This window comes from Burkholderia sp. BCC1985 (assembly GCF_905339915.1).
Lineage (GTDB): Bacteria > Pseudomonadota > Gammaproteobacteria > Burkholderiales > Burkholderiaceae > Burkholderia.
The window spans coordinates 85,788-112,529 of record NZ_CAJPGY010000002.1; the positions used below are offsets into that span (position 1 = coordinate 85,788).

At 69.5% G+C, this 26,742-nt stretch carries 24 protein-coding genes and 1 riboswitch; of the genes, 7 read left to right on the plus strand and 17 right to left on the minus strand.

Annotated elements, in window-relative coordinates:
• Positions 1-14: 14 nt before the first annotated feature.
• Entirely contained in the window at positions 15-1,019 is a 1,005-nt protein-coding gene (glyQ, locus tag U4Z31_RS02360; protein WP_006477868.1) for a glycine--tRNA ligase subunit alpha, read from the minus strand.
• Between the two features lie 344 nt (positions 1,020-1,363).
• On the opposite strand from glyQ, the gene U4Z31_RS02365 reads away from it, so the two are divergent.
• On the plus strand, positions 1,364-3,001 hold the full coding sequence (locus U4Z31_RS02365) for a tetratricopeptide repeat protein (protein ID WP_321809332.1): 1,638 nt from the start codon (positions 1,364-1,366) through the stop codon (positions 2,999-3,001).
• 165 nt (positions 3,002-3,166) lie between these two features.
• Here U4Z31_RS02365 and lnt read toward each other — a convergent pair whose 3' ends face one another.
• The 8 genes from lnt to U4Z31_RS02405 form a co-directional block, all read right to left on the minus strand.
• Positions 3,167-4,858: an apolipoprotein N-acyltransferase gene (gene lnt / locus U4Z31_RS02370; protein WP_321809333.1), complete on the minus strand. Its 1,692-nt coding sequence runs from the start codon at positions 4,856-4,858 to the stop codon at positions 3,167-3,169.
• 52 nt (positions 4,859-4,910) lie between these two features.
• The gene (locus tag U4Z31_RS02375) at positions 4,911-5,798 is read right to left on the minus strand and encodes an HlyC/CorC family transporter (RefSeq protein WP_044846806.1); all 888 of its coding nucleotides are present in this window, start codon (positions 5,796-5,798) and stop codon (positions 4,911-4,913) included.
• A gap of 287 nt (positions 5,799-6,085) precedes the next feature.
• Complete coding sequence (locus U4Z31_RS02380; RefSeq protein WP_185500336.1) at positions 6,086-6,235, minus strand: hypothetical protein; 150 nt, start codon at positions 6,233-6,235, stop codon at positions 6,086-6,088.
• Between the two features lie 67 nt (positions 6,236-6,302).
• Entirely contained in the window at positions 6,303-6,935 is a 633-nt protein-coding gene (locus U4Z31_RS02385) for a gamma-glutamylcyclotransferase (protein WP_044846805.1), read from the minus strand.
• A gap of 14 nt (positions 6,936-6,949) precedes the next feature.
• On the minus strand, positions 6,950-7,735 hold the full coding sequence (gene ybeY / locus U4Z31_RS02390; RefSeq protein ID WP_124488628.1) for an rRNA maturation RNase YbeY: 786 nt from the start codon (positions 7,733-7,735) through the stop codon (positions 6,950-6,952).
• A 169-nt stretch (positions 7,736-7,904) separates the two neighbouring features.
• Complete coding sequence (locus tag U4Z31_RS02395) at positions 7,905-8,951, minus strand: PhoH family protein (protein ID WP_044846803.1); 1,047 nt, start codon at positions 8,949-8,951, stop codon at positions 7,905-7,907.
• A 33-nt stretch (positions 8,952-8,984) separates the two neighbouring features.
• Positions 8,985-10,358, minus strand: a complete 1,374-nt coding sequence (miaB, locus tag U4Z31_RS02400) for a tRNA (N6-isopentenyl adenosine(37)-C2)-methylthiotransferase MiaB (RefSeq protein WP_044846802.1) — start codon at positions 10,356-10,358, stop codon at positions 8,985-8,987.
• A gap of 274 nt (positions 10,359-10,632) precedes the next feature.
• Positions 10,633-11,565: a LysR family transcriptional regulator gene (locus U4Z31_RS02405; protein ID WP_044846801.1), complete on the minus strand. Its 933-nt coding sequence runs from the start codon at positions 11,563-11,565 to the stop codon at positions 10,633-10,635.
• A gap of 147 nt (positions 11,566-11,712) precedes the next feature.
• Between U4Z31_RS02405 and U4Z31_RS02410 the strand changes: the two genes are divergently transcribed.
• The 3 genes from U4Z31_RS02410 (at position 11,713) to ribB (ending at position 14,955) form a co-directional block, all read left to right on the plus strand.
• Complete coding sequence (locus U4Z31_RS02410; protein WP_124488631.1) at positions 11,713-12,888, plus strand: MFS transporter; 1,176 nt, start codon at positions 11,713-11,715, stop codon at positions 12,886-12,888.
• Between the two features lie 217 nt (positions 12,889-13,105).
• Positions 13,106-13,789 carry a helix-turn-helix domain-containing protein gene (locus U4Z31_RS02415; RefSeq protein ID WP_044846799.1) on the plus strand — a complete coding sequence of 228 codons (684 nt, stop codon included), beginning with the start codon at positions 13,106-13,108 and terminating at the stop codon, positions 13,787-13,789.
• Positions 13,790-13,977: 188 nt separating this feature from the next.
• Positions 13,978-14,126, plus strand: a riboswitch (FMN riboswitch).
• Between the two features lie 118 nt (positions 14,127-14,244).
• Entirely contained in the window at positions 14,245-14,955 is a 711-nt protein-coding gene (gene ribB / locus U4Z31_RS02420; RefSeq protein WP_124488632.1) for a 3,4-dihydroxy-2-butanone-4-phosphate synthase, read from the plus strand.
• A 90-nt stretch (positions 14,956-15,045) separates the two neighbouring features.
• Here the strand turns inward: ribB and U4Z31_RS02425 are convergent, their stop codons facing one another.
• The 6 genes from U4Z31_RS02425 to U4Z31_RS02450 form a co-directional block, all read right to left on the minus strand.
• A complete protein-coding gene (locus U4Z31_RS02425; RefSeq protein WP_044846797.1) occupies positions 15,046-15,732 on the minus strand; it encodes an HAD family hydrolase in 687 nt (228 codons plus the stop codon).
• A gap of 183 nt (positions 15,733-15,915) precedes the next feature.
• Positions 15,916-16,902 (minus strand): inositol 2-dehydrogenase, encoded by a 987-nt coding sequence (iolG, locus tag U4Z31_RS02430; protein ID WP_321809334.1) that lies wholly within the window; start codon positions 16,900-16,902, stop codon positions 15,916-15,918.
• 77 nt (positions 16,903-16,979) lie between these two features.
• The gene (locus U4Z31_RS02435; RefSeq protein WP_321809335.1) at positions 16,980-18,101 is read right to left on the minus strand and encodes a porin; all 1,122 of its coding nucleotides are present in this window, start codon (positions 18,099-18,101) and stop codon (positions 16,980-16,982) included.
• A gap of 179 nt (positions 18,102-18,280) precedes the next feature.
• Positions 18,281-19,111, minus strand: coding sequence for a TIM barrel protein (locus U4Z31_RS02440; protein ID WP_321809336.1), 831 nt, complete (start codon positions 19,109-19,111; stop codon positions 18,281-18,283).
• Positions 19,112-19,147: 36 nt separating this feature from the next.
• Positions 19,148-20,182: a xylose isomerase gene (locus U4Z31_RS02445; protein WP_321809337.1), complete on the minus strand. Its 1,035-nt coding sequence runs from the start codon at positions 20,180-20,182 to the stop codon at positions 19,148-19,150.
• A gap of 141 nt (positions 20,183-20,323) precedes the next feature.
• Positions 20,324-21,388, minus strand: a complete 1,065-nt coding sequence (locus U4Z31_RS02450) for a LacI family DNA-binding transcriptional regulator (protein ID WP_321809338.1) — start codon at positions 21,386-21,388, stop codon at positions 20,324-20,326.
• Positions 21,389-21,509: 121 nt separating this feature from the next.
• On the opposite strand from U4Z31_RS02450, the gene U4Z31_RS02455 reads away from it, so the two are divergent.
• Genes U4Z31_RS02455 through U4Z31_RS02465 form a run of 3 tightly spaced genes read left to right on the plus strand, consistent with a single transcriptional unit; the run spans position 21,510 to position 24,250 of the window.
• Positions 21,510-22,649, plus strand: a complete 1,140-nt coding sequence (locus U4Z31_RS02455) for a fatty acid desaturase family protein (protein ID WP_321809339.1) — start codon at positions 21,510-21,512, stop codon at positions 22,647-22,649.
• A 37-nt stretch (positions 22,650-22,686) separates the two neighbouring features.
• Positions 22,687-22,995, plus strand: coding sequence for a non-heme iron oxygenase ferredoxin subunit (locus U4Z31_RS02460; RefSeq protein ID WP_044846790.1), 309 nt, complete (start codon positions 22,687-22,689; stop codon positions 22,993-22,995).
• A gap of 4 nt (positions 22,996-22,999) precedes the next feature.
• Entirely contained in the window at positions 23,000-24,250 is a 1,251-nt protein-coding gene (locus U4Z31_RS02465) for an NAD(P)/FAD-dependent oxidoreductase (RefSeq protein WP_321809340.1), read from the plus strand.
• Between the two features lie 155 nt (positions 24,251-24,405).
• Here the strand turns inward: U4Z31_RS02465 and U4Z31_RS02470 are convergent, their stop codons facing one another.
• Both U4Z31_RS02470 and glpK read right to left on the minus strand, forming a co-directional pair.
• Positions 24,406-25,122, minus strand: coding sequence for an MIP/aquaporin family protein (locus tag U4Z31_RS02470; protein ID WP_044846788.1), 717 nt, complete (start codon positions 25,120-25,122; stop codon positions 24,406-24,408).
• 96 nt (positions 25,123-25,218) lie between these two features.
• Entirely contained in the window at positions 25,219-26,721 is a 1,503-nt protein-coding gene (gene glpK, locus U4Z31_RS02475) for a glycerol kinase GlpK (protein ID WP_044846787.1), read from the minus strand.
• Between the last annotated feature and the right edge of the window lie 21 nt (positions 26,722-26,742).

The window sequence follows — 26,742 nt, forward strand, 5'->3', positions numbered from 1 at the left end:
TGAATCTCGTCTCGTCAGTCCTGATCGATCTTGCGTTCGACCTTGAGCGGCGGCGCCCATGCCGGCTGGGCGGCGTCCTGGGCGTCGGTGGTGAGGCCCGGCACGCCCGGCGGGTTGCCGAGCATCGGGAAGCCGAGCTTCTCGCGCGAGTCGTAGTAAGCCTGCGCGACGAGACGCGACAGCGCGCGGATGCGGCCGATGTACGCCGCGCGTTCCGTGACCGAGATCGCGCCGCGCGCGTCGAGCAGGTTGAACGTGTGGCCGGCTTTCAGCACGAGTTCATACGCGGGCAGCGCGAGCTGCGCGTCGATCATCTTCTTCGCTTCCGCTTCGTAGCTGTTGAAGAACGTGAACAGCAGGTCGACGTTCGCGTGCTCGAAGTTGTAGGTCGACTGCTCGACCTCGTTCTGGTGGTAGACGTCGCCGTACGACAGGCGGCGCAGCTCGGGGCCGTTCGGGCCTTGCTCTTCCCATTCGGTCCACACGAGGTCGTACACGTTCTCGACCTTCTGCAGGTACATCGCGAGGCGCTCGAGGCCGTACGTGATCTCGCCGAGCACCGGCTTGCATTCGAGGCCGCCGACTTCCTGGAAATACGTGAACTGCGTGACTTCCATGCCGTTCAGCCACACTTCCCAGCCGAGGCCCCACGCGCCGAGCGTCGGGTTCTCCCAGTCGTCTTCCACGAAGCGCACGTCGTTCTGCTTCAGGTCGAAGCCGAGCGCTTCCAGCGAACCGAGGTAGAGATCGAGGATGTTTTCCGGCGCCGGCTTGAGCACGACCTGGTACTGGTAGTAATGCTGCAGGCGGTTCGGGTTCTCGCCGTAGCGGCCGTCCTTCGGGCGGCGCGACGGCTGCACGTAGGCGGCGCGCCACGGCTCGGGGCCGACCGCGCGCAGGAACGTGTGGACGTGCGACGTGCCCGCGCCGACTTCCATGTCGATGGGCTGGAGCAGGGCGCAACCCTGCTTGTCCCAGTAGGACTGCAGCGTCAGGATGATTTGCTGAAACGTAAGCATGAAGAGCCTTCGTGGCGCTGGCGCTCCGTTGCGGGCGGCGCTCCGGGCGGGGCCCGGAGGGTCGGCTCGCGCGGCGGCGCGGCTTGTTAGTGTGCTGAAACGTGCAATTTTACCGGATCGGCGGCCGGATGCGGCCGGAACGCGGACGAAGGGGGCGTCGGCGGTGTTTCGGGCGAGCCGTGCGCGGCCTGTGCGCGGGTCGTCGGTGCGGGTGGTGCGCTCGCGCGCGGTGTCGCGATGCGCTGCTCGCTCCGCCTGCCGCGCCGCTTTGCGCGGGCGTTAAGATGCGCGTATTGCGGCGCGCGCGACGCCTGCCGCGCGACCGATTGCCCACTCCGTACCGCATGGACGATTCGAACGACCTCCTCATTCCGCTGATGCCGCCGCTGCTTGCGCTGCTCGGGCAGGCCGCCGACGCGCACGCGCGCGGCGAGCGCGACGCGCATGCGCTCTGGCTCGCCGCCGCCGGCCATCTGCACGCCGTCGACATGGCCGCGCTCGCGCAGCTTACCGCGGCGCTCGTCGCACGGCAGCGTGGCGCCGACGCGCTCGCGCTGGCCGAATGCGCGCTGCGCGTGCATCCGGGCGCCGGCGCGAGTTTCAATCATGGCTATGCGCTGCAGATGCTCGGCCGTCACGCCGACGCCGTCGCGTCGTACCGCGCCGCCTATGCGCTCGATCCGGGCTGGCCGTCGCTGCGCAACAACCTGGCGATCGCGCTGCGGCTGTCGGGCGGCGACCGCAACGAAGAAATCGCGCTGCTCGACGCGGCTGTGGCGGCCGACCCGCACGACGTGCAGGTGTGGACCAACCTGGTCGTCGCGCGGCTCGCGACGCAGGACCTCGACGGCGCGCTCGCGTGCGCGGCGCGGCTCGCGGAGATCGCGCCCGACAATGCGCTCGCGCAGAACAACATCGCGATGGCGATGAAGGAGGCGCAACGCTGGGACGACGCCGAGCGCCATGCGGCGCGCGCGTGCGAGCTCGCGCCCGACGATGCGTCGTTCCGTTTCAACCTCGCGATCATCCAGCTCGTGCGCGGCGACTACGCGGCCGGCTGGCGCGGCCACGAGGCGCGCTGGGACGGCGCCGGCGAGCTGCGCGGCCGCCGGCCGGTGCTGCCCGGCCCGCGCTGGCACGGCGAGCCGCTCGCGGGCAAGACGCTGCTCGTCTGGGGCGAGCAGGGGCTCGGCGACGTGCTGCAGTTCGCGCGCTTCGTCGCGCCGCTCGCCGAGCGCGTGCACCGCGAGGGCGGCCGGCTCGCGTGGAACACGTTTCCGCAGGTGGGCACGCTGATGCGGCGCAGCCTCGGCGCGCACGCGGATGCGTTCAGCGCGGGCGGCGGCGTCGACGCGCTGCCGGCGTTCGACTACGAAGTGCCGCTGATCGGCCTGCCGTTGATGCTCGGGATGGAGACGTCGACGCTCGGCGCGGCGGTGCCGTACCTGCATGCCGATCCGCGTGCGCGCGACGCATGGCGAGCGCGGCTCGCGGGCGATGGCCGGCTGAAGGTCGGGCTCGTATGGACGGGCAGCGCGGGGCACCAGCGCAATCCGTTGCGGCGCGTCGGGCTCGAGCGTTATGCCGATGCGTTGCGCGGTGTCGACGGCGTCGCGTTTTACTCGCTGCAGCCGGGCGCGGACGCGGATGTCGCCGCGGCGCGCGCGGCCGGTTTCGCGATCGAGGACTTCACCGGCGAACTCGAGAGTTTCGACGATACGGCCGCGTTCATCGGCGCGCTGGATCTGGTGATCACGGTGTGCACGTCGGTCGCGCACCTGTCGGGCGCGCTCGGCGCACGCACCTGGGTGCTGCTCGACGTGAATCCGCACTGGCCATGGCTGCTCGAGCGCACCGACAGCCCGTGGTATCCGACCGCGACGCTGTACCGGCAGCCGACGTTCGGCGCATGGGCGCCGGTGCTGGAAGCGCTCGCGCGGGATCTGCGCGGCCTGGCCGCGGCCGCGCAGCGGCCGGCCTGAACGGCTGGCCGGCGCGACGTCGCGCGTCGTTGCTTCCTGCATGCGGCTTGCCGGGGTGTCGTGCGGACTCGGCCTCGTGCGCCGAACGTCGGCGGGCGGGGCGGTCCGCATGCCGCATCGACGGCGGCGGCTGCGCCGCGCCGCGCGCGCCGGCCGCCCGATGCGTCAGGCGTTCCGGTCGCCGCCGGCCTTCGCGCCGTTGCGGCGGCGCAGGCCCGGCCCGAACGTGAAGCCGAACGCGAGCAGCACCAGCGACACCGCGAGCACGATGTTGTTGCCGCTCGTCACGTACGGCGTGAAGCCGCTCGTGCCTTCGATCCGCACATCGAGCGAGCCGATCGTAAACGGCTTGAGCTGGCCGAGCACGCGGCCGCGCGCGTCGATCGCGGCGGTCATCCCGGTATTGGTCGAGCGCAGCATCGGCCGGCCCGTTTCGAGCGCGCGCATCCGCGCGATCTGCAGGTGCTGGTCGAGCGCGATCGTGTCGCCGAACCACGCGAGGTTCGTCACGTTGACGAGCACGCCGGGCGGCTGCGGATTGTCGCGGATCGTCGCGGCGATTTCCTCGCCGAACAAGTCCTCGTAGCAGATGTCGGCCATCACCGGCTGGTTGTGCACGAGGAACGGCTTCTGCACCGGCGCGCCGCGCGCGAAGTCGCCGAGCGGCATCTTCATCAGGTCGACGAACCACCGGAAGCCCCACGGGATGAACTCGCCGAAGGGCACGAGATGGTGCTTGTCGTAGTGATAGATGTCGCGCGAGTGCGGCGTCACGCCGTACAGGCTGTTCGTGTAGTCGACGTAGTGGCCGTCCGGCGTGACCGATGCGCCGACCGCGCCGAACAGCACGGCCGAGCCGGTCGTGTCGCTGAACTTGCGGATCGCGACGGCGAACGGTTCGGGCAGCTCCTGGATCATCACCGCGATCGCGGTCTCCGGCGTGACGATCAGGTCGGCCGGTTTCTCGACGATCATCTGCGTGTACATCTTGATCGCCGCGTCGATGCCTTCCTGCTCGAACTTGATGTCCTGCTTCACGTTGCCCTGGAGCAGCCGCACCGTGAGCGGCGCGTTCGCGGGCACGGTCCACGCGGCCTGCGACAGCGCGATGCCGGCCGCGACGAGCGCGACGCCGATGCCGGCCGGCGCGGCGATGCGCACGCGCGCGTTGCCGGCGGCGCCGCGTTCGGATGCGGGCGCCCGGCGCGCGGCGACGAGCGCCTGCACGACCAGCGCGGCGAACAGCGCGAGCACCCAGGCGATGCCGTACACGCCGACGACCGGCGCGAAGCCCGCGAACGGTCCGTCGACCTGCGGATAGCCGCTCGCGAGCCACGGGAAGCCGGTGAATACGGTGCCGCGCAGCCATTCGCCGAGCGCCCAGGCGCTCGCGAACGCGAACGCGCCGTGCCAGGTCGGCGAGAACGGCCGCGGATCGGGTTCGCGGCGATGCCATGCATGGCCCGCGCAAAACGACCAGAGCCCCGCCGAGAATGCCGGGTACAGCGACAGGTAGAGCGAGAACAGCACCAGCGCGCCGCCCGCGAGCGGCGCGGCCATCTCGCCGTACACGTGCATGCTGATGTAGAGCCACCAGATGCCGCTGATGAAGTTGCCGAAGCCGAACGCGCCGCCGGTGAGCGCGGCGCCGCGCCAGCTCGACGTGCGCGTCAGCTGCGCGAAAAACCAGACGAATACGACGAGCTGCAGCCAGCCGCCGTGCGGGGTCGGTGCGAAGGTCAGCGTATTGGCCGCGCCGGCGAGCAGCGCGGCCGGATAGTGCCAGCGCGGCAGCGTGCGGCCGGGCGCCGGCGCGAGAAGACCGCCAGCCGGGCGGGACGGGATCGGATCGTCCATGTGAAGCGAAAGAGGGCGAGCGGTTGAAGGAGACGCGACCGGCGCGAGACGGTCAGTCCTCGTGCGAGGTTTCGGCGCGGCGGCTCGCGAGGGGGTTGCGGCGCACCAGCAGCACGTGGACCTGGCGCGCATCGCCGCGCTGGATCTCGAACACGAGGTTGCCGAGCTGCAGCTTCTCGCCGCGGTGCGGCACGCGGCCGAAATGATGGGTGATCAGCCCGCCGATCGTGTCGACCTCGTCGTCGGGGAAGTCGGTGCCGAACGCCTCGTTGAACTGTTCGATCTCGGTGAGCGCGCGCACGCGGAAGCGGCCGTCCGGCCCCGAGATGATGTTGCCGGCTTCCTCGTCGAAGTCGTATTCGTCCTCGATGTCGCCGACGATCTGTTCGAGCACGTCCTCGATCGTGATCAGGCCCGCGACGCCGCCGTATTCGTCGACGACGATCGCGAGGTGGTTGCGGTTTACGCGGAAGTCGTGCAGCAGCACGTTCAGGCGCTTCGATTCGGGAATGAACACGGCGGGGCGCAGCATCCCGCGCACGTCGAATTCCTCTTCGGCGTAGAAGCGCAGCAGGTCCTTCGCGAGCAGCACGCCGATCACGTTGTCGCGGTTCTCCTCGTACACGGGGTAGCGCGAGTGCGCCTTCTCGAGGACGAACGGGATGAAGTCTTCAGGCTTGTCGGCGATGTTGATCGCGTCCATCTGCGCGCGCGGCACCATGATGTCGCGGGCGCACAGGTCGGACACCTGGAACACGCCTTCGATCATCGACAGCGAATCGGCGTCGATCAGGTTGCGTTCGTGGGCGTCCTGGAGGATTTCCAGCAGCTCGGACCGGGATTCCGGCTCGGGCGAGATGAAGTCGGTCAGGCGCTCGAGCAGCGAGCGCTTTTCTTGCGGTTTGTCGGTGAGCTTACGACTGGGATACGAATCGTTCATGGTGGTGCGCCCGGGTCATGCCGGGGCGCGCGGTCACGGAGTAGGCAAGGATACACCAAGGGCATGGCGCGGCCGTGTCACACCGGCCGTCCGGCCAGGGGCAGGCGGCGCGCGCGAGCCCCGCTCGGGAACGGCCGCGCCGGGCGCGACGCCGTCCTGTGTATCCATCCTATCTCAGAAAGGGGCGGCGGGGCACGGCGGCAAAAAAAGCGTAGGCGACCGGCCGGCCGGTCGGCGTCGGCGGCATTTTGTCGCGGGCCGGGCGGGCCGGGCGGGCGCCCGGACCCTCAGAAGCGCATGCCGGCGGAACAGCCGCCGGCGGCCGCGCCGTTGGTCGCGGCGCCGCCGCAGCCGAACATGCCGCAGCCGGACAGCGCGACGCTCGTGGCGACGAGCAGCGCGGCCAGCATGACGCGCGATCTGCGTGACGGGTTCATCGGCGCGGATTCTCCTTCGAATGCACGGGGGCGGCGGCCGGTGTCGCGCAAGCCGGCCGGTCGGGCATCACCGGCATCGCGCGAGCAGCCCTTCCAGCGCGCGGTCGGGGATGCCGCTCGCGCGCAGCGCGTCCACGGTGCGGCTCACGTAGTCGAGCGTCGTACCGTAGCGGCCGGCCGCGCAGCTGAACACTTCCTTCACGACGGGGTCGGTCAGCTTGCCGGTGTAGGTGGGCACGTCGCGGCGCATCACGAATGCCAGCGCGTTCACGCGTTCGCCGGTCTCGAGCGTGCACGGCAGCCACGCGGGCCGGTACGACCCCATCGGCATCTCGCGTTTCCACAACGTCTCGAGATGCGGCTGAGCGGTCGGGCCCGCCAGCCGGAACGCGATGCCCGAGCACGAGCCGCCGCGATCGAGCGCGAGCACGAGGCCCGGACGTTCGGGCGTGCCGCGGTTCACGCGCGACCACAGGTAGAGCCCGCGATGGTAGCCGTGCACCTTGCCGCGCACGGCGGCGACGGTCGGCAGCCCGGGGTTCCAGATCAGCGAGCCATAGCCGAACAGCCAGAGATCCTGCCGGCCGTCCCAGTCGCGCATCGTGTGCGCGAGCGACGCCGCGAGTTCGTCTTCCGTCAGCAGCCGTCCCTCGCCGATCGACGGCGGGTAGGCGGGCGGCAGCATTGCGGCGTGGTGCATGGTGCGGACGGCTTTTACTGGTACGGGTTCGGGAAGCCCAGCTTCGCGAGGATGTCGACTTCGAGCGCTTCCATTTCGGCGGCGTCCTCGTCGCTCGTCTCGTGATCGTAGCCCTGCGCGTGCAGCGCGCCGTGCACCAGCAGGTGCGCGTAATGGGCGATGAGCGGCTTGCCCTGTTCGTGCGCTTCCTTCTCGACGACCGGGCAGCACAGCACGAGGTCGCCGATCACGGTGCCGTCGGGCGCCGGGTCGTACGCGAAGGTCAGCACGTTGGTCGGGTAGTCCTTGTGGCGGTAGCCGGCGTTCAGCGTGCGGCCTTCTTCCTCGCCGACGAAGCGCACGGTGAGCTGCGCGTTCGCGAACAGCGCCGGCTCGAGCCATTCGGCGATCAGCTTGCGCTTCGGCAGCGTCTTGCGGATGTCGGCGGTGATCTCGTCACCGTACTGCACGGACAGGTCGAGCTCCAGCTCGCGCAGCTCGTCCGCCATTTCCGCGATTTCCTCGTCGCGCGGCGCGGGTTCGGCACCCACGTGCAGCGTCACGCTGTCGTAGTGCTCGGGCTGCAGCGCGAGCTTCGCGCGCATCGCCGGATCGTTGTGCTGCGCGACGATCGCGACGGCCGCCTCGCCCGAGCTGCCCGACAGGTCGAACATCAGGCTGCGGCCGTCCGGGAAGTCGATTCGAAGCCCTTGCGCGTTGACGGTCCGGGCCTTGCCCTTCGCATCGAACAGCGAAAGACGGGGGGAATCGGGCGCGGCGGACTGGTCGCGCCCGGACTTGCGAGAACGGGAAGATTTCATGACGGGTGCGGCGATTGGAACGCGTTGAGGATACACCAAACGGCCGATCGCTCCCGAATTCGAACCGGCCGCGCGCAGGCGAAAAAATGCCCGGCGCGCCGTCGGGCGGGCCGGGCTGGGGCCGGTGGCCGGTGCGGCGCGCAGGCACCGCGCGGACGCCGCCCGCTTCCTACGCGTCCTTGTGCTGCGCGTGGAAGTCGTCGTACGCCTCGACGATGCGCGCGACGAGCGGATGCCGCACGACGTCGGCGCTCGTGAAGCGCGTGAGCGCGATGCCGCGCACGCCGCCGAGCACCTGCTGCGCCTCGACGAGGCCGCTCTTGTGCCCGCGCGGCAGGTCGACCTGGCTGGTGTCGCCGGTGACGACGGCCTTCGAGCCGAAACCGATCCGCGTGAGGAACATCTTCATCTGCTCGGGCGTCGTGTTCTGCGCCTCGTCGAGGATGATGAACGCGTGGTTCAGCGTGCGGCCGCGCATGTACGCGAGCGGCGCGATCTCGATCATCTGGCGCTCGAACATCTTCGCGGTCTTGTCGAAGCCGAGCAGGTCGTACAGCGCGTCGTACAGCGGCCGCAGGTACGGGTCGACCTTCTGCGCGAGATCGCCCGGCAGGAAGCCGAGCCGCTCGCCGGCCTCGACGGCCGGGCGCGTCAGCACGATCCGCTTGACCTGGTCGCGCTCGAGCGCGTCGACCGCGCACGCGACCGCGAGGTAGGTCTTGCCGGTGCCGGCCGGCCCGATGCCGAACGTCACGTCGTGCTGCAGGATCTGCTTCAGGTATTCGCGCTGCGCGGGCGTGCGGCCGCGCAGGTCGGCGCGCCGCGTGTAGAGCTTCGGCGCGGGTTCTTCGTCCGGCATTTCATCGTCGAGCTGCACGACGGGCTCGTCGAACGGATGGTCCGGATCGCCGCGAAAGCGCACGTCGAGCGTGTCCTGGCGGCCGTTGCCGGACGTGTGGCGCACTTCGACCAGCGCGAGCTGGATATCGTCGACCGACAGCGGATCGCGTGCGCGGTTGTAGAAGTTCTCGAGCGCCGCGAGCGCGAGCTTCGCGCCGCGGCCGCGGATCGTGATCCGGTGGCCGCGCCGCGCGAGCGTGACGTCGAGCGCCTGTTCGATCTGCCGCAGGTTCTCGTCGAGCGGGCCGCAGAGGTTGGCGAGGCGCGCGTTGTCGTCGCGCGGCGCGGTGAATTCCAGTGCTTGGACGGTCTTCAAAGTAGCGTCGGGCTCCTGTGGAACGTCAGTCGGTCAGTGGGTGGCCGCGCTCGCGTCGTCGCTCACGAGCAGCAGCTCGCCGCGCAGCGAGTGCGGGTACGCATGGTTGATCTTCACGTCGATCATCTGGCCGATCAGGCGCGGGTGCGACGCGAGCGGCGCCGGGAAATTCACGACCCGGTTGTTCTCGGTGCGGCCCGACAGTTCGTTCGGGTCCTTGCGCGACGGGCCCTCGACGAGGATCCGCTCGACCTTCCCGACCATCGACTGGCTGATGCGCGCGACGTTTTCCTCGATGGTCGCCTGCAGATGTTGCAGGCGTTTGAGCTTGACCTCGCGCGGCGTGTCGTCGTGCAGGTTCGCGGCCGGCGTGCCGGGGCGCGGGCTGTAGATGAACGAGAAGCTGGTGTCGTAGCTCATCTCGTGCACGAGCGCCATCATCTTGTCGAAATCCTCTTCGGTCTCGCCGGGGAAGCCGACGATCATGTCGGTCGACAGCGACAGGTCCGGGCGGATCGCGCGCAGCTTGCGGATCACCGACTTGTATTCGAGCACCGTGTAGCCGCGCTTCATCGCCATCAGGATGCGGTCGGAGCCGTGCTGGACCGGCAGGTGCAGGTGGCTCACGAGCTTCGGCACCTTCGCGTAGGTGTCGATCAGGCGCTGCGTGAATTCCTTCGGATGCGAGGTCGTGTAGCGGATTCGCTCGATGCCGGGGATGTCGGCGACGTATTCGATCAGCGTCGCGAAATCGGCGATTTCGGACGAGCCGGCCGCCAGTGCGCCGCGATAGGCGTTCACGTTCTGGCCGAGCAGCGTGACTTCGCGCACGCCCTGGTCGGCGAGGCCGGCCACTTCGGTCAGCACGTCGTCGAGCGGGCGCGACACTTCATCGCCGCGCGTGTACGGCACGACGCAGTAGCTGCAGTACTTCGAGCAGCCTTCCATGATCGACACGAACGCGCTCGGCCCCTCGACGCGCGCGGGCGGCAGGTGGTCGAACTTCTCGATTTCCGGGAACGAGATGTCGACCTGCGCGCGGCCGCTCTCGCGGCGCGCGTCGATCATCTGAGGCAGGCGGTGCAAGGTTTGCGGGCCGAACACGAGGTCGACGTACGGCGCGCGCGACACGATCGATGCGCCTTCCTGGCTGGCGACGCAGCCGCCGACGCCGATCAGCAGGCCCGGCTTCGCTTCCTTCAGCTCGCGCACGCGGCCGAGATCGGAGAACACCTTTTCCTGCGCCTTCTCACGCACCGAGCACGTGTTGAACAGGATGATGTCCGCGTCTTCCGGGGTATCGGTCTTTTCGAGGCCTTCGGCCGCATTGAGCACGTCCACCATCTTGTCCGAGTCGTACTCGTTCATCTGGCAGCCGAAGGTCTTTACGTAAACTTTCTTGGTCATGGGGATTCGCCGTTCGCAGTGGTTGACCTGGGGGCGTCGTCAAGGGTGAATCGGGACGGCTGCTGCCGATGCAGCGGCGCGTGCCGGTGCCGCGTGGCGGACCGGGGCGCGCAGCGCGCGTCGGGCGAGCCTCTCGCGCAACGCATGAACGCGTGAAAAGCCGTCGGGAAAGCCTTCCATTATAGCTTTACGCGCTGTCCCGGGCGGGCGGCGGGTTGCGGCCGCGCGACGCCTTTCGTTGCATTCCGACCCTGATATGACGGCGCGGCAGCCGTCAGCGGCACGCGTTCAGCAGGTCGTCGAGCGCCGCTTCCTCGCGCGCGAAGCGCTCGGCGAGGAAGTCGAGCAGCACGCGCACGCGCGGCGCCATGTAGCGCTTGCTGTGATAGATCGCGTGCAGCGGCGCGTCCTGGTGCCGCCAGTCGGGCAGCAGCACGCGCAGCCGGCCGGCGCGCACGTCGTCGGCGATGTCCCACAGCGACTTCAGCGCGATGCCGTGGCCGCGCAGCGTCCATTCGCGGGTCAAGCCGCCGTCGTTGGTCTCGAACGCGGTCGACACCGGCACCGTGTGGGTCTGCACCTCGTCGCCGCGCGTGAAGCGCCACGTGTTCATCGGGCCCGACGCGATCGTGATCACGTTGCAGGGAAAGCGGGCCAGATCGTGCGGGTCGGCCGGCACGCCGTGGCGCTCGACGAACGACGGCGCCGCGCACAGCACGCGCCGGTTCGCGGCGAGCCGGCGCGCGATCAACGCGCCGTCGGGCGGGGCGGCGAAGCGGATCGCGAGGTCGATCTCGTCCTGCCACAGGTTCGACGCCGAATCGGACGCCGTCAGCGAGAACGTGACGCCCGGATGCAGCGTGGTGAATTCGTCGAGCCAGTCGAGCAGCTGGTTGCGGCCGAAATCGGACGTCGACGACAGCCGCACCTTGCCGGCCACCACGTTGCGGCCTTCCTGCAGCAGCGCGTGCGCGTCGTCGAGCGCCTGCAGCGCCTGCCGGCAGCAGTTCAGGTAGAGCCGGCCTTCGTCGGTGAGCCGCAGTTGCCGCGTGGAGCGCTCGAACAGCCGCGTCGCGACCTTCGCCTCGAGCTTCGCGAGGCGCGCGCTCGCGGCGGCCGGCGTGAGGTTCAGCTTGCGCCCGGCCGCGGACAGGCTGCCCAGTTCGGCCGCCTCGACGAACAGCCGGATGTCGCCCAGTCGATCCATCGGATTTTCCAGAAATTTTTGAAAATGGTTCAAATGCCACGCCAATTATCAAAGATAGGCGTATTCGGGACAATGCGCGCAGATCCCGCCTTTTGTGCGGTGCGGCACCGACCGGCCGCCGCGCCCGCCGCCCTTTCGGAGAACGTCATGCCCATTCCGCTCCTGGCGCTCGCGATCAGCGCCTTCGCCATCGGCACCACCGAATTCATCATCATGGGCCTGTTGCCCGAAGTCGCGCACGACCTCGCCGTGTCGCTGCCGTCGGCAGGGCTTCTGGTCACCGGCTACGCGCTCGGCGTCGCGGCCGGCGCGCCGCTGCTCGCGGTGCTGACGAGCCGCATGCCGCGCAAGGCCGCGCTGCAGCTGCTGATGGCGATCTTCATCGTCGGCAACGTGCTGTGCGCGACCGCGTCCGGCTACGCGATGCTGATGGTCGCGCGTGTCGTCACGTCGTTCGCGCACGGCTCGTTCTTCGGGATCGGCGCCGTGGTCGCCGCGTCGCTCGTGCCGGCCGACAAGCGCGCGAGCGCGATCGCGCTGATGTTCACGGGCCTCACGCTGTCGAACGTGCTCGGCGTGCCGTTCGGCACGTTCGTCGGCCAGCTGCTCGGCTGGCGCGCGTCGTTCTGGATCGTCGCCGCGCTCGGCGTGCTGTCGCTCGGCGGCGTCGCGCTGCTGGTGCCGAACCGCCACGACAGCGGGCCCGTCGGCCTCGGCCACGAAGTGCGCGTGCTGAAGGAGCCGCAGGTCTGGCTCGCGCTGCTGATGACCGTGCTCGGCTTCGGCGGCGTGTTCGTCGTGTTCACGTACATCGCGCCGATCCTCGAAACCGTCACCGGTTATTCGCCGCGCGCGGTCGCGTTGATCCTCGTGCTGTTCGGCGCGGGGCTGACGGTCGGCAACACGCTCGGCGGCAAGCTCGCCGATCGCGCGCTGATGCCGTCGCTGATCGCGATCCTGGTCGCGCTGATGGCCGTGATGGCCGTGTTCGCGAAGACGAGCCACCTGCCGGTCGCGGCCGCGGTGACCGTGTTCGTATGGGGAATCGCCGCGTTCGCGACGGTGCCGCCGCTGCAGGCGCGCGTCGTCGAGAAGGCCGCGAGCGCGCCGCACCTCGCGTCGACGCTGAACATCGGCGCGTTCAACGTCGGCAATGCGGCCGGCGCGTGGCTCGGCGGCCTCGCGCTGGGGCACGGCTTCGCGCTCGACGCGCTGCCGTGGGTCGCCGTCGCGGTGACGTTCGCGGCGCTCGTCGTCACGTGGCTCGCGATGCGGCTCGATGCGCGCGCGCCGGCGCGCGGCGCCGCACCGGCCGCGCATTGACGGTGCATCGGGCGGCGGTGCACCGGCGCTATGGCGACAGGAAAAGGTTCGCGAGAAACGCATTCCTCCGCGATGCTGATAACGGTGTGAAGATAACTTCGTTTGCCGGGTCGGGGCCGGGTGATAGCGTCTCGATACGCGCCGTTCGTGGCGCAACCCGATTCCGATTCAGGCTTACCCCATTCGCAGGGCCGCGCGGCGGCCCGGAGGCCATGCTATGTCTTCACCCCTTGCGCTGGTGCGCGACGTGTCTTCCTTCGAATCCGGCAATGCCGTCGACGCGCGGACGTCCGCGTCGCTCGACGTCCTCGAGCAGGTCGTCGGCGTGAACCTCGCGCGCCTGCGCGCCGAGCGGCAGCTGTCGCTCGATGCGCTCGCGCGGCTGTCCGGCGTGTCGCGCGCGATGCTCGCGCAGATCGAATCCGCGCGCAGCGTGCCGTCGATCAAGGTGCTCTGCAAGATCGCCGCGGCGCTCAAGGTATCGGTCGCCGCATTCCTGCGCCGTCACGCGGTGAACGGCTTCGAGCACCTGGCGGCCGAGCGCGCGGCGCGCGTCGTCAGCTCGAACGGCCGCTTCTCGGCGCGCGCGCTGTATCCGGAAGGCGAGCCGGCCGCGGCCGAGTTCCACGAGCTGCGGATCGCGCCGCTGCACACGGAGCCCGGCACGCGCCGCGCGCCCGGCACGACGGTCAACCTGGTCGTCAGCGAGGGCACGCTCGAGGTCAGCGTGCACGATCGCCGCCAGTTGCTCGCGACCGGCGACGCGATCGTGTTCGACGCCGACCAGCCGTACAGCCTGCGCAATCCCGGCGACAGCGAGGCGCGCGCGTTCCGCGTGACGGTGAGCCCCGAGGTGCCGCCGCGCTGGCTCGTGCCCGACGCCGCGCACGCGGCCGGCTGAGCGCGCGGGCGGGTCGCCGGGCCGGCGCCGGTTCCATCGGGACGCGCGCAGGCCCGGTGTCGGCCGTTCGGACGATGCCGTTAGACGGCGTCGTCAGTAAGGTTTTAGGTGTGGTTCGCTGCGCGGTGCGCGCAGCTGATGTATGCTTGGCCGGCCGTTCCACGGGGAGACCCCCGGGCCGGTAATCAGTGCGTCTTCAGGGCGGGGCGAAATTCCCCACCGGCGGTAGGCTGGCGAAAGCCGGCGAGCCCGCGAGCGCCCGCGCATCCGCGCGGGGTCAGCAGATCTGGTCGAATGCCAGAGCCGACGGTCATAGTCCGGATGAGAGAAGATGTGCAGATAGTCATGTCCGTCAGGGCCGCTTTGCCGTCCGTGCGAAGCGGGTTGTCGTTCTGTCTGTTTGCAATGCCCTGAAACGTTTTTCGCCCAAATCGTAATCGCGAGGAGCGTTTCACATGTCCTTCAAGTCCGTTTCGTCGGCACCTGCCGACGCCTTTGCCGATCTCCCGTTGCTGGATTCCGAACCGGTGCCGCCGCGCATCGCCGCCGCGCTCGACGCGTTGCGCGCGGGCCGCGCGGTCGTGTTGCAGGACGATCACGACCGTGAAAACGAGGCCGACCTGATCGTCGCCGCCGAACGCATCACGCCCGAGACGATGGCGCTCCTGATCCGCGAGTGCAGCGGCATCGTGTGCCTGTGCCTGACCGACGACAAGGTCCGCGCGCTCGAGCTGCCGCCGATGGTGCAGACCAACGAGAGCCGCAACGGCACCGCGTTCACCGTGTCGATCGAGGCGCGCGAAGGCGTGCATACCGGCGTGTCCGCGGCCGACCGCGTGACGACGATCCGCGCGGCGATCGCCGACGATGCGAAGCCGTACGACATCGTGCGCCCCGGCCACGTGTTTCCGTTGCGCGCGCAACCGGGCGGCGTGCTGGCGCGCCGCGGCCACACCGAAGGCACGGTCGACCTGTCGATCCTTGCTGGGCTGAAGCCGGCGGGCGTGCTGTGCGAGCTGATGAATCCCGACGGCACGATGACGCGCGGCGACGACGTCGAGCGTTTCGCGCAGCAGCACGGGCTGCCGATGCTGACGATCGCGGAGCTCGTCGAATTCCGCGAAGCGCTGGCGGCCGCGCGCGAGCGCTGCTGCGAGCCGGCCTGACGGCCGGCGTGGCGGGCGCACCGTGGCGCCCGCGATACGGCGTGCGCAGCGAGCCGCACGCCGGTGATGTCGCTTCGGCGCGGCGGTCGGTCAGGACTGCACGTCGCCGAATTCGCCGCGCAGGCCGGCCGCGACGAGCGCCGGCAGTTCATCCATCCTGCGCATGATCCGCGTGATGCCCATCGCGCGCAGCGCGTCCGCGTAGTTGTCGGGGATGTGGCTCGCGCCGACGAACGCGATCGTCTTCATGCCCGCCGCGCGCGCGGCGTTCAGGCCCGACACGCTGTCCTCGACGACGATGCAGCGCGCCGGCGCGACGCCGAGCGTGCGCGCCGCATGCAGGTACACGTCGGGGTAGGGCTTCGGCCGCGCGACCTGCTCGGAGCTGAACACGCGCTCGCCGAAGATTTCGGTGAGCGACGCGCGCTTCAGCGAGCTGCGCACGCGCACGAGCCGGCTGTTCGACACCACCGCGGCCGGCAGGCCGACCCTCAGCAACGCGTCGCGCACGCCGGTGATCGGCGCGAGCGATTGCGCGAGACCGGTTTCGATGTTGCGCTCGACGGTCTCGATGAAGTTGTCCGGCATCCGGATGCCGAAATGCGCTTCGAGCCCCGCGAGAAAGCGCGACGTCTGCTGGCCGAACGCAGACTTCGCGGCGGCTTCGAAATCGAGGTGCGGGAAGGTGGCGGACAGCGTTTCGAGCAGCACGCGGTCGGCAATGACTTCGCTGTCGACGAGCACGCCGTCGCAGTCGCAGATAAGGTGATCGAGCATGATGGTGAAGAAGCGGGGTGTCGGCGACGCCGATCATGCCGCCATGATACGTGCTTTCACGGCTGCGCCGTGCGCCGTTCGGCGCGCTGCCGCTGCCGCTGCGGCCGGGCCGGTCCGGCGTAGCGGATCCGGCCCGGCACCCGCCGCGCGGCGGCGTGCTGCCGCCGGCCGCCGTCGCGTGCGTCACACCTCGACCACGCGCCCCGTCTGCCACGACGTCATCGCGGCTTCCGCCAGCTCGAGCGCGGCGAGCCCGTCGTCGATCGTCGTCCTGACCGGCGTGCCGTCGCGCAGCGCGTCGACGAAGTGCGCGATCTCGGCCGCGTACGCGTGCCGGTAGCGCTCGAGGAAGAACGGCTCCGGCACGTCGGTGGCGATGCCGTTCGCCGACCATGCGCTCACTTCGGTCGGCCGCACGTTGCCGGCCTGCAGCATCCCGTTGCTGCCGAGCAGCTCGAAGCGCTGGTCGTAGCCGTAAGCCGCGCGGCGCGACGTGTTGATCTGGCACAGCAGGCCGCGCCGCGTGCGGATCGTCACGGCGGTCGAATCGATGTCGCCGGCGTCGCGCACGGCCGGGTCGGTCAGGCAACTGCCGGTTGCGTGCAGCGTCTGCGCTTCGTCGCCGAGGATCCAGCGGAACACGTCGAAGTCGTGGATCAGCATGTCCTTGAAGATGCCGCCCGAGCTGCGGAGGTAGTCGACGGGCGGCGCGCCGGGGTCGCGGCTCGTGACGACCAGCATTTCCGGGGTGCCGATCTCGCCGCGCTCGACGCGCGCCTTCAGCGCGGCGAAGGTCGGATCGAAGCGGCGCTGGAAGCCGATCATGCAGGTGACGCCGCGGCGGCGCACGACCTCCGCGCATTCGCGCGAGCGTGCGACGCTCAGGTCGACCGGCTTCTCGCAGAACACGGCCTTGCCCGCGTTCGCCGCCGCGACGATCAGGTCCGCGTGCGTATCGGTGCTCGATGCGATCACGACGGCCTGCACGGACGGGTCGCCGAGCGCGCGTTCGAGGTCGGCGACCTGCGCGCCGTGCGCCTGCGCGAGTGCCGCGGCCGACGGCGCATGGCGGTCGACCACGTACTTGAGTTTCGCGCCCGGGTGGCGCGCCAGATTCGCCGCGTGGATCTTCCCGATTCTTCCCGCACCGAACAACGCGAATTCGATCATGGTGTGCTCCTTTCTCCTGGTGATTCCGTTGTGTGGGACGCTGCGTGGCTCACGTCGGCCGCGCACCGTCGCGCTCGTCAGAACGAGTGATTGATGCCGATGTTCACGCCGGTCTGCGAACGGCCCGGCAGCGGATTCGCGAGGTTGTCGTTGTCCGTGCCGGGGTTGTTGTTCGCGACCGAGAAATTCGAGCCGCTCGCGTTGCGCACGTGCGCGACGGTCGCGTAGAGCAGCGTGCGCTTCGACAGGCTGTACGCGCCGCCGAGCGCGAACATCGACGCGTGGCCGGACGGATCGTGCGTCGCGTCGCCGGCCCCCGAACCGACGTGCACGTAGTACGCGGCGCCGCCGAGCGATAGCGCGGGCGTCACGCGATACTGCGCGCCGATCCAGTAGTGATCGGCATTGCGCGCGAGGCCGGCAGGCGTGTCGGGCGCGTTCAGGTGCGTGTACGCGGCCTGCAACGTCAGCGCGCGCCAATAGAGGTTCGCACCGGCGAAGACCTCGCGCGAGCTCGCGAACACGTTGCTCATCCGGCCGTTCGCGTCGCGCAGCTCGTCGTACATCGCGCGCAGCATCACGACGTCGTTGCGGTACGTGAGCTGAATGCCGTCGCTGCGGCCGTACTCGTGCGCCGCGCCGAGATTGAAGCCGCCTGCCTGGTTGCCGAGCGCGTACTGCGCGTGCACGCTGAAGCCGTCCCAGGATGGCGACCGGTATTCGACGTTGTTGCTGGTGATCGGCACGTTGCGGCTGCGCACCAGCGCGGTCGCGGAATAGGCTTGCTGCAGCAGCGGATCCATGTCCCATTGATCGTTCGCGATGAACAGGTTGCGGCCGAACGTCAGCGTGCCGAGCCGGTCGTGGCGCACGCCGACGAGCGCCTTGCGGCTGAACAGGCTGCCGTTGCCGTCGCCCGCGGTGCCCGACATCAGGTTGATGCCCGATTCGAGATTGAAGATCACGCGATAGCCGCCGCCGATGTCTTCCTGGCCGAGCAGCCCGAACCGGCTCGCGCCCCAGTCGCTGCTTTGCGCGCGCAGCCGCGACGCGGTGGTGCCGTTGCCGGCCTGCACCTGGCTCACGTAGTCGAGGCCGGCGTCGGCGACGCCGTATAGCGTGACCGATGTTTGCGCGAAAGCACTCGAATAACAGAGGAATCCTGAGCAGATGAGTGCCGTTGGCGAAACTCGTTTCATGTCGTCTCCAGACCTGTCGTCGTTTTGTTGTGGATTGCCTGCTTGCCTGCGTCGTGTCGCGCATGCCTAGCGCGTACGTCACGTCTTGTGCCGCATCGCATGCCGTTTCGTGCGCGGCAGGATGCGCGACGCGACGTGCCGCGCGGCGATTGCCGCGGCGGCGTGCGCCGCCGCGATGTTCAGCGAGCCGTCAGCTCGCCGCGGATGTAGTCGATGCTGGCGCGCAGCCGGTCTTCGATGTCACCCGCTTCCGCGATTTCGTTCGCGAACGGCTCGAACGAGAATGCGCCGCGATAGCCGCGCGCGAGCAGCTCGCGCAGCTGCCGGACGTTGCCGAGCCGGTCGGCGCCGCCGACCAGCACGCGATGGCCGTCGCGCATCCGGTCGACCGGCAGGTCGCCTTCTTCGACGCCCGAGATGTGCACGAGGCCTGTCAGGTTCGGGAAGAAGATGTCCTCGCCCGACAGATGATGGTGGAACGTGTCGTGCACGAGCCGGAATACCCGCTCGCCGGCCGCGGCGTAGATGCCCTTCACCGCGTCCGACTTGCGGCGCAGCGCGCATTCCTCGAAGCCGAGCGGCTCGATGAAGCCGAGCAGGCCGCGTGCGTCGAGGATCGGCTCGAGCGCCTTGAGCGCCTTGACGAGATCGGCGTGCCGCGCGGCGGGCTCGCGCGTGTCGCCGCGATTGTTGGTCGGGCACAGCACCAGCGCGCGTGCGCCGCATTGCGCGGCGTAGTCGGCGAGCACGGTCGCTTCGTCCGCGCGCTCGGCGTTCCATTGGTCGAAGCGCTGCAGCGCGTTGATCGTCAGGATCGTCACGCCGCCGGCTTCGGCCGTCGCGCGCACGGCCGAAGCCGGCGTGCCGTCGGTGATCTCGACGCCGTCGAGATCGTTGCGGATCTCGATCGAGTCGATGCCGAGCCGCCGGCACAGCGCGACATAGCGGTCGAGCGGCAGGCGCGGCGCGCTCATCCGGTTCAGCGAAAAGTGAAAGGCGGGTTGCGTCATCGTTCGGTCCTCAGGTGTCGAATGGGGTGGGGCGAATCAGGTGAAGCTGCGTGCGCCGGCGCCGGGCGGCACATCCGCCGGTTCCGCGGCGAGCGCGTGCCACGTGGCGCGCAGCCATTGCGCGCACGCGACGTTGTTGTCGAAGATCGAATAGCGGGCGCCGCCGCCGTAGTCCGGAAACGGGATGAACTCGCAGCTGATCTGCTCGAGCGGTGTCGGCCGCGTATGCACCTGCCACTCCAGCAGGCGCCGCAGCGCCGTCTTCCACGTGTCGAGCGGTGCCGCGCGCCATTCGCCGTGATACGCACCCGGCGCCGGTTCGACGAACGGGTACTGGATGCCGCGGCCGGGCCGTCCGTCCGCGCGGCGCATCCAGCGGTTCTCCGGGTTGTTCGGAATCACGCTGCGCGCATGCGCGTGGCGGACCCAGCCGCGTGCGATCCAGTCGGCGTAGACGGCCGACGGCGAGGCCGGGTCGAGCAGCTGCCGCACGCGCTCGACCGGCTCGCGCAGGCTCGACGCATCGAGTTCGGGGCGATTGCCGAGCTTGAACAGCAGGTGCGAATGATCGAGCGTGATCCGGAACGGCACGCCTGTTTGCTCGACGCATTGCGCGACGCGCGCGATCCGCGGGAAATCCTCGCTCCACATGTCGACGTGCACTTCGAGGCTCGGCAGGCAGCCAACCGGCTCGCCGCGTTCGTATGCGCGCAGGTAGAAGTCGGCGACTTCGCAGTCCGACAGCGGATGGCCGTCCGCATGGTGCGCGTACAGCTGGCAGTTGAGTACCGTGCTGCCGAACCGCGCGCCGGCGTCGACGATCTCGGCGACGTGCGCTTCGTCGCGGCCGGCGCACCAGATGCCGCCGATCACGCGGATCGGCAGCGCATGCCGGTCGACGAGCGCGAAGTACGGCGACAGGTCCTCGCCGTGCACCGGGTTCTTCTCGACGTAGTCGAACACGCCGGCGTCCGCGATCATCCGGAACCGCTCGGCAGGCGTGGGCAGCGGCAGGCCGTCGTGTTCGAGCACGCCGTCGAGGTTCACGCCGATGAGTATCGCTTCAGCCATCGTCTCCGTCCGTTCCGGTTCTGGATGGCTGCCAAATGTACGGACGTGCCGAGCGGGCTGCATGACAAACGTTGACGAAAAATCGCCCATGCGGCGGTCGATTTTTTTTGCGGCGCGCGTCCGCGCGATGCGCGGCGGGCGTCAGGCCGGCAGGTACGCGCTGGTGCGCACGTTGGCCGAGCAGAACACGCGGAATTCGACCGGGTCGCCCGGCGGCGGCTGTTCGACGATCCCGCACGCGTGCAGCACGTGCTGCAGCGCGGAAATCGCCTGGCCGTCCGGATCCTGGTCGATCGCGATGTCCATCGAACCGGCCTCGATGTAGGTGCGGTGCAGGTCGATCATCTCGTGGCCGATCCAGACGACGCGCCCGGACGCGCCCGCCTTGCGCAGCGCGGCCTCGATGCCGGCCGAGCCCGCGCCGCTGTTGTAGATCCCGACGATGTCGTCGTGCGCGTGCAGCGCGTTCGTCACCGCGCGGTAGCAGCGGTCGTCCTGGTCGAGCGTTTCGATCGGCGCGTCGTCGCAGCGGAGGTCGGGAAAGGCTTCCCGCAACTGGTCGATGCAGCCGGCCATCCGGTCGGCGTGCGCGCGGTAGCCCATCCGTCCGGCGAGCAGCAGCACGCGGCCGGGGCGCGCGGCGAGGCGGCCGATGTAGTAGCCGGCCGTGCGTCCGGCGCGGTAGTTGTCGATGCCCGCGTAGTGCACGCGGCCGACGCCGCCGATGTCGGTGACCATCGTGACGACGGTCTCGCCGCGCGCGATCGCGCCGGCCAGTGCGTCGCGCACGCGCGGCGTGTCGCGCGCGGTGACGATCAGCGCCGCGCGCCGGTACGCGGGCCGTTCGATCAGCGCGGCCGCGCGCTCGTCGTCCGCGGCGGGCAGGATGGTCCGGTGCACGACCACGCGCCGGTCGAGCATCTGCAGCGAGCGTTGCACCGCCTGCTGCAGCCGCCGGAAGAACGGTGCATCGGTGTCGGGCAGCAGCACGTCGACGTGAAGCAGCCCGTGCCGCGTGTCGGGCAACTGGCGCGGCACGCCGAGCTGGCGCGCGGCCGCGACCACGCGCTCGCGTGCCTGCGCGGACACGCTGCCGCGCTCGTTCAGCACGCGGTCGACGGTGGTCGTGCTGACCCCGGCGAGCGCCGCGATCTCGTCGAAGCGCGCGGTGCGCTTGCGCCAGCGCGGACCGGTCGGGTCGGCCATGGTCGTCTCCGTGTTCGTCTGTCGTCGCCAGCGGGGTGTGGCGCTGTCCGGAACGCTAAAGCGATGGCGAAATTTCGTCAATGTTTCGATTGAGCGGGGCATGGCCGTCGCCTAATTTTGAATGCATGCGAAGCGCGTGCCGCGCTTCCCGCAAACGAACAATCAGGAGACACGCGTGGCCCACACGAACGATCAGGCGCACGACCGCGACGCGGCGGCACGCCGTCAGGATTACCGAATGATCGGCGGTGCCGGCGAGCGTGCGCGTGCCGCGGGCCTCGTCAATGCCGCGTGGTACCGGTGCCCGGTGCCGCGGCCGCTGATGAAGCAGCTGATGCAGCGCGACGATGCGCGCGCGATCCGCGACACGCTGATCTGGTACGCGGCGATCGTCGCGAGCGGCGTGCTCGCGTGGCTCGCCTGGCGTGCGCATTCCGCGTGGGCGATCCTCGCGTTCTTCGTGTACGGCACGCTCTACTGCAGCCCGGCCGACTCGCGCTGGCACGAGTGCGGACACGGCACCGCGTTCCGCACGCGCTGGATGAACGACGTGCTGTACCAGGTCGCGTCGTTCCAGGTGTTCCGCCGCGCGACGGTCTGGCGCTGGAGCCACGCGCGCCATCACACCGACACGCTGATCGTCGGCCGCGATCCGGAAATCGCCGCGCCGAAGCCGACCGACTGGCTCGGGCTCGCGCTGAACGTGGTGGCGCTGAAGCACGTCGCGAGCGAACTGCGCAAGATGATCGTGCTCGCGTTCGCCGGCCGGCTCGACGCCGAGGAGCGCACCTACGTGCCCGAATCGGAGTGGCCGAAGGCCGTGCGCGAGGTGCGGATTCATCTGACCGTTTATGCGTGCGTGATCGGTGCGGCGTTGTACTGGCACACGATCCTGCCGGTGCTCTACATCGGCTTGCCGAGCCTGTACGGTGCGTGGCTGTACCTGTACTTCGGCCTCACGCAGCACGCGGGCATGCCGGAGAACGTGCTCGATCACCGGCGCAACTGCCGGACCGTGAGGATGAATCCGGTATTCCGCTTCCTGTACTGGAACATGAACTATCACGTCGAACACCACATGTTCCCGATGGTGCCGTTCCACGCGCTGCCGAAACTGCATGAAGCCGTGAAGGTTGACATGCCGCCGCCTTACCGCAGCACGCTGGCCGCGTATGCGGAGATCGTGCCGGCGCTCGTCCGGCAGACGCGCGACCCGTCGCATTACGTCGTGCGGCCGGTGCCCGACGCGGCGCGCGCATGACCGCGCATCGAACATTCCAACGAAGGAGACACGCAACATGACGCAATGGATCGACACCGGCGCCCTCGACGACATCGACGACGAAGACGTCGCGCGCTTCGACCACGACGGCCGCACATACGCGATCTACCGGATCGACGGGAACGTGTATGCGAGCGACGGGCTGTGCACGCACGAGCACGTGCATCTCGCGGACGGGCTCGTGATCGATCACGTGATCGAATGTCCGAAGCACAACGGGCGCTTCGACGTGCGCGACGGCCGGGCACTGTCGGCGCCCGCGTGCGAGAAGCTGCGCACCTACCGCGCGAAGATCGAGAACGGCCGCATCCTGATCGAGGTGTGACGCGATGGCGAACGACCGGGTGATGGCGATCGTCGGCGCAGGCCATGCGGGCGGCCGGGCGGCGCAGGCGCTGCGCGCGAGCGGGTGGCGCGGGCGCATCGTGCTGATCGGCGCGGAGGCGCACTTGCCGTACGAGCGGCCGCCGCTGTCGAAGGGCGTGCTGACCGGCGAGCGCAGCGCCGCGCAATGCGGGCTGCGCGATCCGGATGCGTGGCGCGCGGACGGCATCGAGCCGATCGTTGCGATGGTCGAGCGGATCGATCCGGTGGCGCGCGAGGTGCATGTGTCGGATGGCCGCGACTTCGCTTGCGAAGCGCTGCTGCTCGCGACCGGCGGCCGTGCGCGCCGCCTCGCGATTCCGGGTGCGGAGCTCGCCGGCGTATTCCCGTTGCGCACGCTCGACGACGCGGCGGCGCTCGGTGCGCGGCTCGTGCCCGACGCGCGCGTCGTGCTGATCGGCGGCGGCTTCATCGGTCTCGAGGTCGCGGCGTCGGCGCGGTTGCGCGGCTGTCGCGTGACCGTGCTCGACGCGGCACCGCGCCTGCTCGGGCGTGCGGTGCCGGAGCCGATCGCGGCACGCGTGCATGCGCTGCATGTGGCGCGGGGCGTCGCGATCGGCCTGAACCGACGGCCCGTCGCGATCGAGCGCACGCCGGACGGCGCGCTGGCCGTCGTGCTCGACGACGGCGACACGCTGCTCGCCGATACGGTGGTGGCCGGCATCGGGATCGAGCCGGCCGACGAACTGGCGCGCGACGCGGGGCTCGTCACCGAGCGCGGGATCGTCGTGAACGCGCGGCTCGAGACCTCGGCACGCGGCATCTACGCAGCCGGCGATGTCGCGGTGTTTCCGAGCGGGGCGTCAGGGCGGCTCGTGCGTCAGGAAACCTGGCACGGCGCGGAAACGCAGGCGCGCGTCGCCGCCCGCAACATGCTCGGCGCGGACGAACCGTATCGCGAGATGCCGTGGTTCTGGTCCGATCAATACGACGCGCAACTGCAGGTGGCCGGCGAACCGGCGCTCGGTGTGCGGACGGTCGCGCGCGTGCTCGGCGACGATGCGGAAATCCATTTCCACTTCGATGTCGGCGAGCGGCTCGTCGCGGCGAGCGGTTTCGGTCGTGCGTCGGGGTTCGTTAAGGAGATGCGCGTTGCGCGCATGCTGGTCGAGCGCGGGATCGGCGTGACGCCGGAAGCGGTCGCGGATGCGGGGGTGAAGCTGAAGTCGCTGGTGTCGGCCGCAGGCGAACGCTAGCGGCGCCGGGCGAAGGAGAAGGGGAGGCGCGCGGCAGTCACTGCCGCGCGCTCGGGCTCGGGTTCTGGTTCGGACTCGGACTCGGACTCGGACTCGGACTCGGACTCGGACTCGGACTCGGGTTCGAACCCGAGCCCGAATGAACAAACCCGCGCTCAGGCCATCGCGTGCAGGCGCAGATACAGGCCGGCCGCCGCGGCGCCGCCGAGCAGCGGGCCGATCACCGGCACCCACGCATAGCGCCAGTCGCTGTCGCGCTTGCCGGGGATCGGCAGCAGCGCATGCATCAGGCGCGGCGACAGGTCGCGCGCCGGGCTCATCGCATAACCGGTCGGCCCGCCGAGCGAGATGCCGATGCCGAGCACGAGCAGGCCGACCGGCAGTGCGTCGAGCGCACCGAGGCCGACCTGCGGCGACGCGAGATACAGCACGCCGAGGATCAGCACGAACGTGCAGATCGCTTCGGTCAGCACATTGTGCGTGGTGCTGCGGATCGCGGGCGCCGTGCAGAACACCGCGAGCTTCAGGTCCGCATCGACTTCCTTCGCGAAGTGCTGGCGATACGCGAGCCACACGAGCAAGGCGCCCGCCATCCCGCCGAGCATCTGCGCGAGGATGTAGCCGCCGACCTTCGACCACGCGAACTTGCCCGCGAGCGCGAGGCTGATCGTGACGATCGGGTTCAGGTGCGCGCCGCTGAACGATGCGGTCACGTAGACGGCGACGAACACGGCCATCGCCCAGCCCATTACGATCACGATCAGGTCCGCGCCCTTGCCCTTGGTCTTCGCCAGCAGCACGTTGGCGACCGCGCCGTTGCCGAGCAGCACGAGAATGGCGGTGCCGATGAATTCTGCAATATAAGGTGACATGTTTGTCTCTCGTAGGTCGCGGCGGACTCGCGCGTTGCGCGGTCCGCCGGTGTTGTTGTATTTCGTTCGGATTTCTTGTGATTGCTGCCGCGGTGCTTACTGCGCGTCGTCGGCCCACGCCTTCGCGGCGCGCACCGCGCGTTGCCAGCCGGCCATGCAGCGCTCGACCTGCTCCTTCGGCATCGACGGCGAGAAGCGGCGATCGAGCTGCCACTGGCTGCGCACTTCGTCGAGGTTCTTCCAGTAGCCGATCGCGAGGCCCGCGAGGTAGGCCGCGCCGAGCGCGGTCGTCTCGGTGATCTGCGGACGCACCGCGTCGACGCCGAGCAGGTCGGCCTGGAACTGCATCAGCAGGTCGTTCGCGCTCGCGCCGCCGTCGACGCGCAGCTCGCCGATGCTGATGCCCGAGTCGGCTTCCATCGCGGCCAGCACGTCGAGCGACTGGTACGCGATCGCGTCGAGCGCCGCGCGCGCGAGGTGCGCGGAGGTCGTGCCGCGCGTGACGCCGAACACCGAACCGCGCGCCCGTGCGTTCCAGTGCGGCGCGCCGAGGCCCGCGAACGCCGGCACGAGATAGACGCCGTCGGTATGCGGCACGCTCGCGGCGAGCGCTTCGATCTCGGCGGCCGTCTTGATGATGCCGACACCGTCGCGCAGCCACTGCACGACCGCGCCCGCGATGAAGATGCTGCCTTCGAGCGCGTACTGCACGTCGTCGCCGATCTGCCACGCGATCGTCGTGACGAGGTTGTTCTTCGACTCGATCGGCTTGTCGCCGGTATTCATCATCAGGAAGCAGCCGGTGCCGTAGGTGTTCTTCACCATGCCCGACGTCGTGCACATCTGGCCGAACAGCGCCGCGTGCTGGTCGCCGGCGATCCCCGCGAGCGGGATCTTCGACGCGAACACCGTGGTTTTCGTATGGCCGTAGATTTCCGACGACGCCTTCACTTCCGGCAGCATGCTGCGCGGGATGTCGAGCAGCTCGAGCAGCTCGCTGTCCCACTCGCGCGTGTGGATGTTGAACAGCATCGTGCGCGACGCGTTCGTCACGTCGGTCACGTGCAGCTCGTGCTTCGTGAAATTCCACACGAGCCAGCTGTCGACGGTGCCGAACGCAAGCTTGCCCTGGCGCGCCTTGTCGCGCGCGCCCGGTACGTTGTCGAGGATCCAGCGGATCTTGGTCGCGGAGAAGTACGAGTCGATCGGCAGACCGGTCTTCGCGCGCACCTTCGCCTCGAGGCCCTGTGCTTTCAGCGAATCGCAGAAGTCGGCGGTGCGGCGGTCCTGCCACACGATCGCGTTGTAGACGGGCTGGCCCGTCTCGCGATCCCAGACGATCGTCGTCTCGCGCTGGTTGGTGATGCCGATCGCGGCGATCGACGTGCCGTTCAGGCCGGTGCGCGTGACGGCTTCGGCGGCGACACCCGCCTGCGTCGACCAGATTTCCTGCGGGTCGTGCTCGACCCAGCCGGGTTGCGGGTAGATCTGTTCGAATTCCTTCTGGGCGATCGATACGATGTTGCCCTGGCGATCGAACAGCATTGCGCGGGAGCTCGTCGTGCCCTGGTCAAGCGCGAGGATGTACTGATCCTGCATGTCTCTCATCTCCATCCGTGG

Excerpts from the sequence above, each read along its gene's own strand:
- glyQ (WP_006477868.1), bottom strand. The coding sequence starts at position 1,019 with ATGCTTACGTTTCAGCAAATCATCCTGACGCTGCAGTCCTACTGGGAC.
- U4Z31_RS02365 (WP_321809332.1), top strand. The coding sequence starts at position 1,364 with ATGGACGATTCGAACGACCTCCTCATTCCGCTGATGCCGCCGCTGCTT.
- lnt (WP_321809333.1), bottom strand. The coding sequence starts at position 4,858 with ATGGACGATCCGATCCCGTCCCGCCCGGCTGGCGGTCTTCTCGCGCCG.
- U4Z31_RS02375 (WP_044846806.1), bottom strand. The coding sequence starts at position 5,798 with ATGAACGATTCGTATCCCAGTCGTAAGCTCACCGACAAACCGCAAGAA.
- U4Z31_RS02380 (WP_185500336.1), bottom strand. The coding sequence starts at position 6,235 with ATGAACCCGTCACGCAGATCGCGCGTCATGCTGGCCGCGCTGCTCGTC.
- U4Z31_RS02385 (WP_044846805.1), bottom strand. The coding sequence starts at position 6,935 with ATGCACCACGCCGCAATGCTGCCGCCCGCCTACCCGCCGTCGATCGGC.
- ybeY (WP_124488628.1), bottom strand. The coding sequence starts at position 7,735 with ATGAAATCTTCCCGTTCTCGCAAGTCCGGGCGCGACCAGTCCGCCGCG.
- miaB (WP_044846802.1), bottom strand. The coding sequence starts at position 10,358 with ATGACCAAGAAAGTTTACGTAAAGACCTTCGGCTGCCAGATGAACGAG.
- U4Z31_RS02405 (WP_044846801.1), bottom strand. The coding sequence starts at position 11,565 with ATGGATCGACTGGGCGACATCCGGCTGTTCGTCGAGGCGGCCGAACTG.
- U4Z31_RS02410 (WP_124488631.1), top strand. The coding sequence starts at position 11,713 with ATGCCCATTCCGCTCCTGGCGCTCGCGATCAGCGCCTTCGCCATCGGC.
- U4Z31_RS02415 (WP_044846799.1), top strand. The coding sequence starts at position 13,106 with ATGTCTTCACCCCTTGCGCTGGTGCGCGACGTGTCTTCCTTCGAATCC.
- ribB (WP_124488632.1), top strand. The coding sequence starts at position 14,245 with ATGTCCTTCAAGTCCGTTTCGTCGGCACCTGCCGACGCCTTTGCCGAT.
- U4Z31_RS02425 (WP_044846797.1), bottom strand. The coding sequence starts at position 15,732 with ATGCTCGATCACCTTATCTGCGACTGCGACGGCGTGCTCGTCGACAGC.
- iolG (WP_321809334.1), bottom strand. The coding sequence starts at position 16,902 with ATGATCGAATTCGCGTTGTTCGGTGCGGGAAGAATCGGGAAGATCCAC.
- U4Z31_RS02435 (WP_321809335.1), bottom strand. The coding sequence starts at position 18,101 with ATGAAACGAGTTTCGCCAACGGCACTCATCTGCTCAGGATTCCTCTGT.
- U4Z31_RS02440 (WP_321809336.1), bottom strand. The coding sequence starts at position 19,111 with ATGACGCAACCCGCCTTTCACTTTTCGCTGAACCGGATGAGCGCGCCG.
- U4Z31_RS02445 (WP_321809337.1), bottom strand. The coding sequence starts at position 20,182 with ATGGCTGAAGCGATACTCATCGGCGTGAACCTCGACGGCGTGCTCGAA.
- U4Z31_RS02450 (WP_321809338.1), bottom strand. The coding sequence starts at position 21,388 with ATGGCCGACCCGACCGGTCCGCGCTGGCGCAAGCGCACCGCGCGCTTC.
- U4Z31_RS02455 (WP_321809339.1), top strand. The coding sequence starts at position 21,510 with ATGCATGCGAAGCGCGTGCCGCGCTTCCCGCAAACGAACAATCAGGAG.
- U4Z31_RS02460 (WP_044846790.1), top strand. The coding sequence starts at position 22,687 with ATGACGCAATGGATCGACACCGGCGCCCTCGACGACATCGACGACGAA.
- U4Z31_RS02465 (WP_321809340.1), top strand. The coding sequence starts at position 23,000 with ATGGCGAACGACCGGGTGATGGCGATCGTCGGCGCAGGCCATGCGGGC.
- U4Z31_RS02470 (WP_044846788.1), bottom strand. The coding sequence starts at position 25,122 with ATGTCACCTTATATTGCAGAATTCATCGGCACCGCCATTCTCGTGCTG.
- glpK (WP_044846787.1), bottom strand. The coding sequence starts at position 26,721 with ATGCAGGATCAGTACATCCTCGCGCTTGACCAGGGCACGACGAGCTCC.